The sequence below is a fragment of the Neorhizobium sp. T25_13 genome (assembly GCF_002968675.1).
Taxonomy (GTDB): Bacteria; Pseudomonadota; Alphaproteobacteria; order Rhizobiales; family Rhizobiaceae; genus Neorhizobium; species Neorhizobium tomejilense.
The window spans coordinates 314,064-326,121 of sequence record NZ_PVBI01000005.1 but is presented as its reverse complement, the minus strand read 5'-3'; the positions used below and the strand labels follow the sequence as shown (position 1 = coordinate 326,121).

The following is a 12,058-nucleotide window of genomic DNA, read 5'->3' as shown; positions in this document are numbered from 1 at the left end:
AAGCTTCTCATTAACTATAATTACACCATTGGAGGCCATTCTCCGGGAAGTTAGTGTTCCCCCAAGGAATGGCCATGAAGCCCACCCGTATCATTATTCTAGCGGTTGCCGTGGTGGCGGCGGGTCTCGCCGGCATGCTCGCCATGCGCCTTTCCGGCACGAAGGCCCCCGAACTGGTGGAAACCGTCATCCAGAAGGAGCCGACGGTCAAGGTGCTCGTTACGGCTGAGAACCTGCCCGTGGGCAGCCGGCTGAACGACAAGTCGATGGCATGGGTGTCCTGGCCCTCAAGCGGCATCGTCGACGGGTTCATCACCGATTCCACGCGCCCGAATGCCATGACCGAGCTTCAGGGCGTCGTCGTCCGCATGCCGATGTTCAAGGGCGAGCCGATGCGCGCCGAGAAGATCGCCGATTCATCCAGCCGCATCATGTCCTCGCTGCTCCCCTCCGGAAAACGGGCAGTCGCTACCGAAATTTCGGTTGCGACGGGCGCCGGCGGCTTCGTGCTGCCGAATGACCGTGTCGACGTCATCATGGTGCGCGAGAACAAGGACAACGGCAATTACATTACCGAAAACATCCTGAGCAACGTTCGTGTCCTCGCAATCGACCAGCAGGTCCAGGAGAGCGAGGACGGCAAGAAATCCGTCGTCGGCACGACGGCGACGCTGGAACTGACGCCGGACCAGACAAAGGTCATCGCCGTCGCCCAGCAGATGGCTCAGCGGCTGACGCTCGCGCTGCGCTCGGTCGCCGACTCGCAGGAAAGCGACACGGTAGCCCCGGACTATTTGCTGCATGGGGGGGATGGCAAGGCGGATATCCAGGTCATCAAGTCGGGGGCGATCGTCAAGAGCACGGCGACGGCGGAGCAGGCGAAATGAACGGAGCGTTCAAGTGAACAGTCTGAAACTCAAGATTCGTAGCTCGGCAGCGGCAGGCATGGCTTTTTGCCTCGCCTTTTCCGGCGTTTCGCTGAATATCACCCCGATCAGCCTTCAGCCGGCGCAAGCCCTTGCGGCCGAAAACAGCGTCGTCCGCATCACCGAAGGCGGCCCTGGCATACGCAAACGGCTCCAACTCGGCCTCAACAAGGCCCTGGTTGTCGATCTGCCGTCCGACGCCCACGACATTCTGGTCGCCGACCCGAGCATGGCTGACGCGGTGACGCGCACCTCCCGCCGTATCTACCTTTTTGGCAAGACCGTCGGCCAGACCAACATCTTCGTCTTCGGACCCAACGGCGAGGAAATCATCAGCCTGGACGTGGCAATCGAGCGCGATATTTCCGGTCTCGAGCAGAACCTTCGCCGGTTCCTGCCGGAATCGAACATCAAGGTCGAGATCATCTCGGACAACATTGTTCTGTCCGGCAGCGTCCGGACGCCGCAGGATTCGGCGCAGGCGGAAAAGCTCACCACCGCCTTCCTCAAGGGTGGTGAGGCGACCACCCGGAATATCACGGCTCAGGGCAATAACGGCGATGCGGACATCTTCGCCGAAATCCGACAGCAGTCCCAGATCGTCAACCTCCTGACGATCGAGGGTGAGGACCAGGTCACGCTGAAGGTGACTGTTGCGGAAGTCAGCCGGCAGGTGCTGAAGCAGCTCGGTTTCAATGGCTCCGTGACCGGTCCTAAAGGCTCGATTTCCTTCGCAAACCCCGCCAATCTCGGAAATGCCGTCGGCCTGGCTGCTCAAGGCATCATGTCCGGCAACATCGGCAATGTCGGTCTTTCGACTTACATGAACGCCATGGAACAGGCCGGCGTCATGCGCACGCTTGCCGAACCCAGCCTGACCGCCATTTCCGGCCAGCAGGCGAAATTTTATGTGGGCGGTGAATACCGCCTGCCTGGCCAGCAGGAAGTCGATGGCCAGGCGGGTACTGTCACCCAGACGGTCGACACGGTTGATTATGGCATCGAACTGAACTTCAAGCCTGTCGTTCTGTCCCCCGGGCGCATCAGCCTGGTGATCGAGACCAACGTGTCGGAGCCGACCTACGAAGGCTCTGCCGTGACGGGTAACGGCGCCTCGCTGCGGGTTCCGGGCAATACCTACATGTCGATCCGCAAGCGCGAGGCTTCGACCACGGTCGAATTGCCATCCGGCGGCTCCATCGTGATAGCCGGCCTGGTGCAGGACAACGTCCGACAGGCAATGTCCGGCCTTCCTGGTATTTCCAAGGTTCCGGTGTTCGGGACGCTCTTCCGCAGCAAGGACTTTATCCGCAACGAAACCGAACTCGTGATCATCGCGACGCCTTATCTGGTCCGTCCTGTTGCGCGCAACGAGATCGCCCGGCCGGACGACAATTTCAATCCGGAAAACGATGCAGCGACCTTCTTCCTGAACCGCGTCAACAAGATCTACGGCCGTAAGGAACCCGTCGCGGCGGGCCAGTATCACGGCGCCGTAGGCTTTATCTACAAGTGAGCGGTCATGGACATTGAAACCCAGAAAATACCGGCCGAAGGACAGGATGCCATGACCAAGGGTATAACCAGGTCCCGTCGCAGCGGGGTCGCCGCAGCCTTGGCGCTTGCCGTATCCGGCCTGCTCCTGTCGGCCTGCGGCAACAGCCAGCTCACCACCGGCTCCATCCCCGACGATTATCGCACCCGTCATCCGATCGTGTTGGCGGAAGGTCAGTCGACCCTCGATATTCCGATCGCCTCGGGTGATGTCCGCCTGACGACCGGGATGCGGGATACGGTCAAAGGATTTGCGCAGAACTTCATGGCGTCGCCGGCCGGCGTGATGCAGATCCAGGTGCCATCCGGCTCGTATAATTCCGGTGCAGCCCAGCATCTGGCGGGCGATATCCGCCGCGAGCTGACGCGTTCCGGCATCAAGCCGCAGCGGATCCTGATGAGCAGCTACGCTGCCTCGCCGAATGGCGATGCCGCGCCGATCCGGCTTTCCTACGTGACGACCAAGGCGATGACCGGCCAGTGTGGCGAATGGCCGGCAGACCTGTCGGACAACACGTTCGGCAACAAGAACTGGTACAATTTCGGCTGCGCCAGCCAGAACAATCTTGCAGCCCAGGTCGCCAATCCCACGGACCTCATCGCACCACGCGCCATAACGCCGATCGACGCCACCCAGCGCGCCAAGGTCATCAGCGACTACCGCACCGGCGGCACCGCCACGACGACGCCGTAAGCCAGTGAACCGGAGAACACGATGAGCGCGATCAACTACGAAATCCGCACTCCCGGCCAGGGTGAAGGGTTTGCCGAGGACGCCGATCGCCCGGGCGATTTCGATGCGCTGCGCCCGCTGCCGCGCATCTCTATCCATTCCTTCTGCGAAAGCGACGGAATGCAGCGCATGATGGACCGCATGGCCCGCGATCGCCGCATGGCCAAGGTCAACCTGCGTGTGACGATCGGCGGCACCAGTGCTGCCGCCAACATGTTTTCGTCCACCCCGACCCCGAACCTCATCATCCTGGAAACCGACGCCGAGCCGAAGAACCTGCTCCATGAGCTTACGCCGCTTGCGGAAGTGTGCGACCCCTCGACCAGGGTCATCGTCGTCGGCCGCTACAACGACATTTCGCTCTATCGCGAGCTGATCCGCAACGGCATTTCCGAATACCTCGTCGGCCCCGTGCCGATGCCTGACATGCTGGCTTCGATCTCGGCGATCTTTGTGGATCCCGAAGCCGAACCGCTTGGCAAATCGGTCGCCTTCATTGGCGCCAAGGGCGGCGTCGGTGCCTCGACCATCGCGCATAACTGCGCTTTCGGCATTTCGAACCTGTTCTCGACCGAAACCATCCTGGCCGATCTCGATCTTCCCTTTGGCACCGCCAATATCGATTTCGATCAGGATCCGGCCCAGGGCATCGCGGAAGCCGTCTTCGCGCCGGAACGCCTGGACGAAGTCTTCCTCGATCGTCTTCTGACCAAGTGCTCCGAGCATCTCTCGCTGCTGGCGGCTCCTTCGCTGCTCGATCGCGCCTATGATTTCGATCGCAACGCCTTCACGCCGATCATCGAGCTCCTGCAGCGCAGCGCGCCGATGGCCGTCCTGGATGTCCCGCATGGCTGGACGGAATGGACGCGGGCGGTTCTCTCGGAAGTCGACGAAGTGGTGATCTGCGCGGTTCCCGATCTCGCCAACCTGCGCAACACCAAGAACATGATCGATGCGTTGAAGAAGCTTCGCCCGAACGACCGTGCGCCGCATCTGATCCTCAACCAGGTCGGCATGCCGAAGCGTCCGGAGATCGCTCCGAACGATTTCATCGAACCATTGGAGATCGAGCCGATCGCCATCCTGCCGTTCGACGTGCAGTTGTTCGGCAATGCTGCCAATAGCGGCCGCATGATCTCCGAAATCGACGCCAAGTCGCCTGTCGCCGAAACCTTCTCCCAGATCGCCCACATCGTCACGGGTCGCGTTGCCATGAAGAAGGTGAAGAAGGGTGGCCTCGGCAAGATGCTCGGCATGCTCGGGCGCAAAAAGGCATAACACCAGGAAACCGGTATGTTTGGAAAACGCGGAAACGAGGGATTTGGGAAGAGCGGCAGCGTAGCGCCGCCGCTGCCGGCTGCACCTGCGCCTGCCGCGGCGCGGCCCGCCGCTCCGGAAATCCTTGCCGAGCCGGTGCGCGATCCGGTCACCCAGCGGCAGCAGATCTCTTCGCCGCCGCCACTTGCGCCGCAATCCACGGCCCGCAAGCGTCCGGCGCGCACGGAACTCTATTACGACACCAAAAGCCAGGTCTTCTCGGCGCTGATCGATACGATCGACCTTTCCCAGCTTGCCAAGCTCGATGCGGAAAGCGCGCGCGAGGAAATCCGCGATATCGTCAACGATATCATCACCATCAAGAACTTCGCGATGTCGATCTCCGAGCAGGAGGAACTGCTCGAGGACATCTGCAACGACGTTCTGGGTTACGGTCCGCTGGAGCCGCTGCTCGCCCGCGACGACATCTCCGACATCATGGTCAACGGCGCCGGGCAGACCTTCATCGAAGTCGCCGGCAAGACGATCGGATCCGAAATCCGCTTCCGCGACAATTCCCAGCTCCTGTCGATCTGCCAGCGCATCGTCAGCCAGGTCGGCCGCCGCGTCGACGAATCTTCGCCGATCTGCGACGCGCGCCTGCCGGATGGATCGCGTGTCAACGTCATCGCGCCGCCACTCGCCATTGACGGACCGGCGCTCACCATTCGTAAGTTCAAGAAGGACAAGCTGAACCTCGACCAGCTCGTCAGGTTCGGCGCGATCACCCCGGAAGGCGCCGTGCTTCTGCAGGTCATCGGCCGCGTCCGCTGCAACATCGTCATTTCCGGCGGTACCGGTTCGGGCAAGACGACGCTGCTGAACTGCCTGACCAACTATATCGACAAGGAAGAGCGGGTCATCACCTGCGAGGACACCGCCGAACTGCAGCTGCAGCAGCCGCATGTGGTCCGGCTCGAAACCCGCCCGCCGAACATCGAGGGCGAGGGCGAGATTACCATGCGCGACCTCGTCAAGAACTGCCTGCGCATGCGGCCTGAGCGCATCATCGTCGGCGAAGTGCGCGGACCTGAAGTCTTCGACTTGCTACAGGCGATGAACACCGGCCACGACGGATCGATGGGCACGATCCACGCCAACACGCCGCGCGAATGCCTGAGCCGTATGGAATCGATGATTGCCATGGGCGGCTATTCGCTGCCGGCCAAGACCGTGCGCGAGATCATCAGCGGTTCGATCGACGTCATCATTCAGGCGGCCCGCCTGCGCGACGGTTCACGCCGCATCACCCAGATCACCGAGGTGATGGGCATGGAAGGCGACGTGATCATCACCCAGGACCTGATGCGTTACGAGATCGACGGCGAGGACGCCAATGGCCGCCTGATCGGCAAGCATATGTCGACCGGTATCGTTAAGCCGCATTTCTGGGATCGCGCCCGTTATTACAACGAGGAAAAGCGCCTTTCTGCCGCGCTTGACGCGATGGAAAAAACCAAGAGCTGAGGAGCAGGGTTCCATGTTCGGGCTGGATATCAATGTCGTGGCGATCATCGCCCTCGTGGCGGTCGCCGCGGCGGCGGTCTGTTACGCGCTGTTGTTCTCCCGCATGGAAGTGGAAAAGAAGGCCGACAGCCGGCTCAACCGGGTGAAATCGGCAGAAACCGATCTCAACAAGGTCAAGGCCGCGCGCGACCGCGTGCAGGAGCTTTCCAAGCGCCGCAAGTCCATGCAGGATTCGATCAAGGACCTGGAGAAGAAGCAGGAAGAGAAGAACAAGAAGATGGCCGACGGCAGCTTGAAGGCCAAGCTGCCCCAGACCGGCCTGTCCCTGACGATGGGCCGCTTCTATATGTTCAGCGTCCTTTTCGGCGTCTTCGTTTTCCTCGTGGCCCTGATCGCCGGCCTGCCGCTGCTCGGCGCCGTCGGTGCCGCCTTCGTCAGTTCGGTCGGGCTGCCGCGCTGGATCATCGGTTTCCTGGTCAAGCGTCGCCAGAAGAAGTTTCTCGATGAATTTCCGAATGCGCTCGACGTCATGGTGCGATCGATCAAATCCGGCCTGCCGCTCAACGATTCAATGCGGCTGATCGCTTCCGACGGCCAGGAACCGGTGAAGACGGAATTCCGCCGCGTGATCGAATCCCAGCAAGTGGGCTTGAGCATTCCGGAAGCCTGCACGCGCATGATGATGACCATGCCGCTGCCGGAAGTGAATTTCTTCGCGATCGTCATCACCATCCAGGGCCAGGCCGGCGGCAATCTTTCCGAAGCGATCGGCAATCTTTCCAAGGTGCTGCGCGAGCGCAGGAAGATGAAGGCCAAGGTGCAGGCGTTGTCGATGGAAGCCAAGGCTTCGGCGGTGATCATCGGCGCTTTGCCCTTCATCGTCTCGCTGCTCGTCTATCTCACCTCGCCTCAGTACATCTCGATCATCTTCACCGATCCGCGCGGGCACCTGATCCTTTTATTTTCCGGCGTCTGGATGTCGATCGGCATTTTCGTCATGCGCAACATGATCAACTTCGACATCTGAGGGGATTGAGCGATGGGACTGGCAACGACGCTCACCGACCCGACCACACTGCTCGCCATCCTGGTGGCCGTGGCGGTTTTCGCGACCCTCTACACGCTGGCGAGCCCGTTCCTCGAAAAGGGAGACCTCGACAAGCGCATGAAGGCGGTCTCCACCGAGCGCGAACAGATCCGCGCCCGCGAACGCGCCCGCATGAATTCCGAACAGTCGAAGACGTCGCTGCGCGCACAGAACAATCAGTCGGTCCGGCAGATCGTCGAGCGCTTCAATCTGCGCAAGGCGCTGGTGGACGACAACACCGTCAACAGGCTTCGTGCCGCCGGCCTGAGGTCGCAGAACGCCCTCAACATGTTCCTGCTGGCCCGTTTCCTGCTGCCCTTCGTTTTTCTCGCAGGCGCCATCGTCTGGATTTTCGTGCTCGGCAACCTCGCCACCCGGCCGTTCCCGATCCGGATGCTGGCGGCGATCGTCATCGCCTATATCGGTTTTTATGCACCGAACATCTACATTTCCAACCGGGTGAAGAAACGCCAGCTTTCCATCAAGCGGGCCTGGCCCGATGCGCTCGACCTGATGCTGATCTGCGTCGAATCGGGGATTTCCATGGAGGCGGCGATGCGCCGCGTGGCCGAGGAGATGGCGCAGGCGTCGCCGCCTCTGGCCGAGGAAATGGTGCTGACGACGGCCGAACTCTCCTTCCTGCAGGACCGCCGCACCGCGCTCGAAAATCTCGGCATCCGCACCCAGCTCGATATCGTCAAGGCGGTTACACAGGCGCTGATCCAGGCGGAACGCTACGGTACGCCGATTGCCTCGGCGCTGCGTGTGCTTGCCCAGGAAGGCCGCGACGAGCGGATGAACGAGGCGGAAAAGAAGGCCGCGGCCCTGCCGCCGAAGCTGACCGTGCCGATGATCCTGTTCTTCCTGCCGGTGCTGATCGCCGTCATCCTCGGCCCCGCCGGTATCCAGGTCGCCGACAAGTTTTGATGACGTCGGCAGCAAGCGCCGAGGCGACGGTGAACGGCACCTGAATTCCAGCTTCAGACCGCATTCAGCGGCGATCGATCAATATCCCCCCATCGAGCGAAAGTCCCGTCCGTCAACGAACGCGGATCGGAGCGCTCACGTGATTTTGGAGGATACCCGATGCTGGCAAGACTCTGCGTGAACCTCGTCCTGATCGGCGGAATCATCACGGTGATTTCGCGCCTCATCTGAAGGCGTACCGATGGAGGACCATCCCGAAAACAGGAAAACCGGCGCAAGGCCGGTTTTTTGGTGGGATAATGGTAGCCTGGTCAATTCGTCTTGGGCTTGCTCTTGCCGTCCTTGTCGGCGAGCTTTGCCCAGGCATTCTGCTGGGATAACATCGAACGCAGGTAGGTGACGTTGGCGTCGGCCTGCTGCTGCGAGAGTTCCCGGCGGGCGATCTGTTCGGCTTCCGCGAAACGGCCCTGCAGGCCGACCACCAGCGCCAGGTTCTGGCGGACGCGGCTGTCGGCGGCGGGCTGACCGGCGGCATTGCGCATGTAGGTTTCCGCCGTCTTCAGGTCGCCGGAAAGCACGTAGGACATTCCCAGATTGGACATCACGCTCGGCTCGTTCGGCTGGGTCTCGAGCGCCATGCGGTATTTCTGGCGGGCCTCCGCCGAGCGACCGAGCTGGTCGAGCACGGCGCCTTCGGCCGAATAGAGCCGCCAGTCCGGATGATCGGGGGTCTGGGCGCGGTTGATGGTCGCGAGCGCCTGTTCGAGCTGGCCGGCACCGGCCTGCGCCTTGCCATAGGCCGCCAGCACGTCCCGATCGGCCGGGTGGGCGATAGCCACTTGCTGCATCACGGCAAGCGCCTGCCCATTCTTGCCCGTCATGCCGAGCACTGTCGCGTATTGCAGCCCGATCTGCTTGTTCTTGGGATCGCGGGCATAGCTCGTACCGACAGACTTCTCGGTGCTGGCGAGATCGTTCGCGTTCATGCCGTCCATGGAGGTGGCCGAGGCCCTCGGGATCGAGCCCGTCGTTTCTACATCCCGCTTCGTCGCGCAGCCGGTGACCGAGAGAACGGCGAGAATAGCGAGGGCGGCGGTCTGGGCGAGGCGGGTCTTGCGAAGCGTCACGGCTGCGGAAGCGGTCATGGGGTGCGGTCTCGTTCGGTCCGGTGCCACGCCTTCCGAATAGGGAGCGGGCATATGGCGCATTTCCACTCAAGCAATAAACTGTTAACCCTAACAGATCGTTAAGACGAGCGATTCCAGCAGCTTCCGAAGGCTCCCCATGACTCCTTATCAGTATATCGAACGCCCCTCTCCCTTCAGCGCGAAAGGGGCGGCGACCAGGCCGGTCCATGCCGTGACCCCCTCTGACCTGGAGGCTGGAAAGCTCGATTCGGCGGCACTCGCCTGGGCGAAGTCGGCGGGCTTCAAGGCGGAAGCAGGGGCAGTGCTTCTGTTGCCAACGGCCGGGCGTGAGGTGGGCAGCGCCCTGTTCGGCCTTGGCAGCGATCCTGCCGAGGCGCCGTTCGTTACCGGAAAACTCTCGAAGCTCTTGCCGGCGGGTGACTGGCATGTCGAGACCTCGGCGCTTGGCGATGCACATCTTGCTCTCGGTTACGGCCTCGGCACCTACGGTTTCAGCCGCTACAAATCAGACAAGCCGAAGGATGTGCGGCTTGCGATCCCGGGCACGGCCGATGCCGCCGATGTCGAGCGCCAGCTGGCTGGCGTTTTCCTGGCCCGTGACCTCATCAATATTCCGACCAACGAGATGGGGCCGATCGAGCTGGAAGCGGCCTTCCGGGCGCTTGGCGAACACTACGGCGCAACCGTCACCTCGATCGTCGGTGAGGACCTGCTCGCCCGGAATTTCCCGCTCGTTCACACGGTCGGCCGCGCCAGTGTCTCGCCCCCGCGCCTGCTCGAAATGCGCTGGGGAGAGAAGGGCCATCCGCGGGTCACCCTTGTCGGCAAGGGCGTCTGCTTCGATACCGGCGGCCTCGACATCAAGGGCGCTGCCAACATGGCGCTGATGAAGAAGGACATGGGCGGTGCCGCGAACGTCATGGGACTTGCCCTGATGATCATGGATGCCGGTCTCAAGGTCGACCTGCAGGTTCTGGTGCCGGCGGTCGAGAACTCCATTTCCGGCAATGCCTTCCGCCCCGGCGATATCTACAGGAGCCGCAAGGGCATCACCGTGCAGATCGACAATACCGATGCGGAAGGCCGGCTGGTCCTTGCCGACGCGCTTGCCTATGCGGACGAAAACCCGCCGGACCTGATGGTCGACATGTCGACGCTGACAGGAGCCGCCCGCGTCGCGCTGGGCACCGAGCTTGCGCCCTATTTCACCGACGACGAAGCGCTTGCCGGCAAGCTGATGGACGCGGGACGCACCGAAGCCGATCCGATGTGGCGCCTGCCGCTCTGGATGGGCTACGACAAGGACATCCGCTCCCGCGCCGCCGATATCACCAATTCGCCCTCGGGCGGGATGGCTGGCGCGATCACCGCGGCACTTTTCCTCAAGCGCTTCGTCACCGCCACCAGGAGCTGGGTGCATTTCGATATCTACGGCTGGATGGCGGCCGAAAAGCCACAGGCACCGGTCGGCGGCGAGGCGTTTGCGATCCGCGCGCTCTACCGCACGATCCGCGACATGGCAGCGAAATAAACCGGCTCCGAAACAAACCGGTAAGAACTTCGGCCTAAAATCCGTCGGATTGTGAAGCGAGGCCGGATTTTTGAACCGAGGTGGTGATGCCGGTTGAACTGACCGCCACGGAAGCGCTGGGCCTCTGGCACCGGGTATCGCTGGAGCAGGTGCGCCACGACGGCCGCGATCTGACATTGCGCCAGATGTCCATTCTGCTGCATATTTACCTCGTGCCGCCGCCGCATACGGTGCGTGGGCTGGCGGCGACGCTTGGCGTTACCAAGCCGGTCATCACCCGCGCGCTCGACACGATGGGCGAAATGGGCCTGGTGGACCGCCAGCGCGACGAGCGGGACCGCCGCAACGTGGTGATCAAGCGCACGGTGGCGGGTGCGCTCTATCTGGAAAAGCTGGGCGACCTGATCATCCGGGAGGGCCGCCAGTGAAGGGTTTGCCGCGAAGCGCCCGGAGGAAATTTTGAGATGACCAAGCTGCTCGACAGACGCCTGCATGCCTTCCGGCCCGACCTCGCGGACGAGACGCTGAAAGGCAGCGTCGAGGCAGGCCAGTTCGTCCGCGGCGAACCGGCACGCATCACCGTGCCGGTGGCCCAGCTTCGCCCGGCACCGGACCTTGCCCGAGGCATCGATACCGAACTTTTGTGGGGCGAAACTGTCCGCGTTTTCGACCGCGCCGATGGTTTCGCCTGGGTGCAGGCCGATCAGGACGGTTATGTCGGCTACCTGCCGGAGGCGATGCTCGGAAGCCTGGACGAACCCACCCACCGCATCGCCGTGCCCCGCACCTTCCTGTACCCGGAACCGGAGCTCCGCAAGCCGCCGGTCGGCGCTCTGTCCATGGGCAGCCGCGTCACCGTCGTCGGCGAGGCGGAAACCCGCGGCACGCGTTATTTCGTCTTGGCGAGCGGCGAAGCGGTGATCGCCCGCCATTGCCTCCCCATCGCCGAGACCTTGGGTGACGACTACGTCGCCGTCGCCGAAAAATTCATCGAGACGCCCTATCTCTGGGGTGGCCGTTCCGGTTTCGGTCTTGATTGCTCATCGCTCGTGCAGCTGGCCCTGATGATGACCGGCCAATTTGCCCCGCGCGACTCCGATATGCAGGCGTCGATGGGCAAAGAGATCGGCCAAGGGGAACTTCGCCGCGGCGACCTCGTTTTATGGAAAGGTCATGTCGGCATCATGGAGAATGCCGAGACGCTTCTCCACGCCAACGGCCACACGATGAGCGTCGCCCGCGAGAATTTCGAGGCGGCCGTTCAGCGGATCGGCTGGCTTTACCAGCAGCCCAGCGGCTATCGCCGCCTGGATAACCGCCGATGATCACGCAAACGTGGTCCCCGGCCCATGGATTGGACCTCCTGCC

Annotated in this window: 11 protein-coding genes; 10 read left to right on the top strand and 1 reads right to left on the bottom strand. The window is 62.4% G+C overall.

The window, feature by feature from the left end; all coding sequences use genetic code 11:
- Positions 1-74 precede the first annotated feature (74 nt).
- From cpaB to C5J22_RS14370, 7 genes are read left to right on the top strand one after another with little or no spacing between them, the layout of a single operon-like run.
- Positions 75-887: a Flp pilus assembly protein CpaB gene (gene cpaB / locus C5J22_RS14400; RefSeq protein WP_105438886.1), complete on the top strand. Its 813-nt coding sequence runs from the start codon at positions 75-77 to the stop codon at positions 885-887.
- Positions 888-900: 13 nt separating this feature from the next.
- Positions 901-2,442, top strand: a complete 1,542-nt coding sequence (locus C5J22_RS14395; protein WP_105438757.1) for a type II and III secretion system protein family protein — start codon at positions 901-903, stop codon at positions 2,440-2,442.
- Between the two features lie 51 nt (positions 2,443-2,493).
- Positions 2,494-3,174: a CpaD family pilus assembly protein gene (locus C5J22_RS14390; protein ID WP_105438885.1), complete on the top strand. Its 681-nt coding sequence runs from the start codon at positions 2,494-2,496 to the stop codon at positions 3,172-3,174.
- 21 nt (positions 3,175-3,195) lie between these two features.
- Positions 3,196-4,491, top strand: coding sequence for a CpaE family protein (locus C5J22_RS14385; RefSeq protein WP_105438756.1), 1,296 nt, complete (start codon positions 3,196-3,198; stop codon positions 4,489-4,491).
- Between the two features lie 15 nt (positions 4,492-4,506).
- Complete coding sequence (locus C5J22_RS14380) at positions 4,507-5,997, top strand: CpaF family protein (RefSeq protein WP_105438755.1); 1,491 nt, start codon at positions 4,507-4,509, stop codon at positions 5,995-5,997.
- Between the two features lie 13 nt (positions 5,998-6,010).
- Positions 6,011-7,024: a type II secretion system F family protein gene (locus C5J22_RS14375; protein ID WP_105402369.1), complete on the top strand. Its 1,014-nt coding sequence runs from the start codon at positions 6,011-6,013 to the stop codon at positions 7,022-7,024.
- 12 nt (positions 7,025-7,036) lie between these two features.
- Positions 7,037-8,011 (top strand): type II secretion system F family protein, encoded by a 975-nt coding sequence (locus C5J22_RS14370; RefSeq protein ID WP_105438754.1) that lies wholly within the window; start codon positions 7,037-7,039, stop codon positions 8,009-8,011.
- 311 nt (positions 8,012-8,322) lie between these two features.
- Here the strand turns inward: C5J22_RS14370 and C5J22_RS14365 are convergent, their stop codons facing one another.
- A complete protein-coding gene (locus tag C5J22_RS14365; protein ID WP_105438753.1) occupies positions 8,323-9,156 on the bottom strand; it encodes a tetratricopeptide repeat protein in 834 nt (277 codons plus the stop codon).
- A gap of 139 nt (positions 9,157-9,295) precedes the next feature.
- On the opposite strand from C5J22_RS14365, the gene C5J22_RS14360 reads away from it, so the two are divergent.
- The 3 genes from C5J22_RS14360 (at position 9,296) to C5J22_RS14350 (ending at position 12,015) form a co-directional block, all read left to right on the top strand.
- Complete coding sequence (locus tag C5J22_RS14360) at positions 9,296-10,690, top strand: M17 family metallopeptidase (RefSeq protein WP_105438752.1); 1,395 nt, start codon at positions 9,296-9,298, stop codon at positions 10,688-10,690.
- 86 nt (positions 10,691-10,776) lie between these two features.
- A complete protein-coding gene (locus tag C5J22_RS14355; protein WP_037079769.1) occupies positions 10,777-11,118 on the top strand; it encodes a helix-turn-helix domain-containing protein in 342 nt (113 codons plus the stop codon).
- A 36-nt stretch (positions 11,119-11,154) separates the two neighbouring features.
- Positions 11,155-12,015 (top strand): NlpC/P60 family protein, encoded by an 861-nt coding sequence (locus tag C5J22_RS14350; protein ID WP_105438751.1) that lies wholly within the window; start codon positions 11,155-11,157, stop codon positions 12,013-12,015.
- Positions 12,016-12,058: the final 43 nt, after the last annotated feature.

Excerpts from the sequence above, each read along its gene's own strand:
- cpaB (WP_105438886.1), top strand. The coding sequence starts at position 75 with ATGAAGCCCACCCGTATCATTATTCTAGCGGTTGCCGTGGTGGCGGCG.
- C5J22_RS14390 (WP_105438885.1), top strand. The coding sequence starts at position 2,494 with ATGACCAAGGGTATAACCAGGTCCCGTCGCAGCGGGGTCGCCGCAGCC.
- C5J22_RS14385 (WP_105438756.1), top strand. The coding sequence starts at position 3,196 with ATGAGCGCGATCAACTACGAAATCCGCACTCCCGGCCAGGGTGAAGGG.
- C5J22_RS14380 (WP_105438755.1), top strand. The coding sequence starts at position 4,507 with ATGTTTGGAAAACGCGGAAACGAGGGATTTGGGAAGAGCGGCAGCGTA.
- C5J22_RS14375 (WP_105402369.1), top strand. The coding sequence starts at position 6,011 with ATGTTCGGGCTGGATATCAATGTCGTGGCGATCATCGCCCTCGTGGCG.
- C5J22_RS14370 (WP_105438754.1), top strand. The coding sequence starts at position 7,037 with ATGGGACTGGCAACGACGCTCACCGACCCGACCACACTGCTCGCCATC.
- C5J22_RS14365 (WP_105438753.1), bottom strand. The coding sequence starts at position 9,156 with ATGACCGCTTCCGCAGCCGTGACGCTTCGCAAGACCCGCCTCGCCCAG.
- C5J22_RS14360 (WP_105438752.1), top strand. The coding sequence starts at position 9,296 with ATGACTCCTTATCAGTATATCGAACGCCCCTCTCCCTTCAGCGCGAAA.
- C5J22_RS14355 (WP_037079769.1), top strand. The coding sequence starts at position 10,777 with ATGCCGGTTGAACTGACCGCCACGGAAGCGCTGGGCCTCTGGCACCGG.
- C5J22_RS14350 (WP_105438751.1), top strand. The coding sequence starts at position 11,155 with ATGACCAAGCTGCTCGACAGACGCCTGCATGCCTTCCGGCCCGACCTC.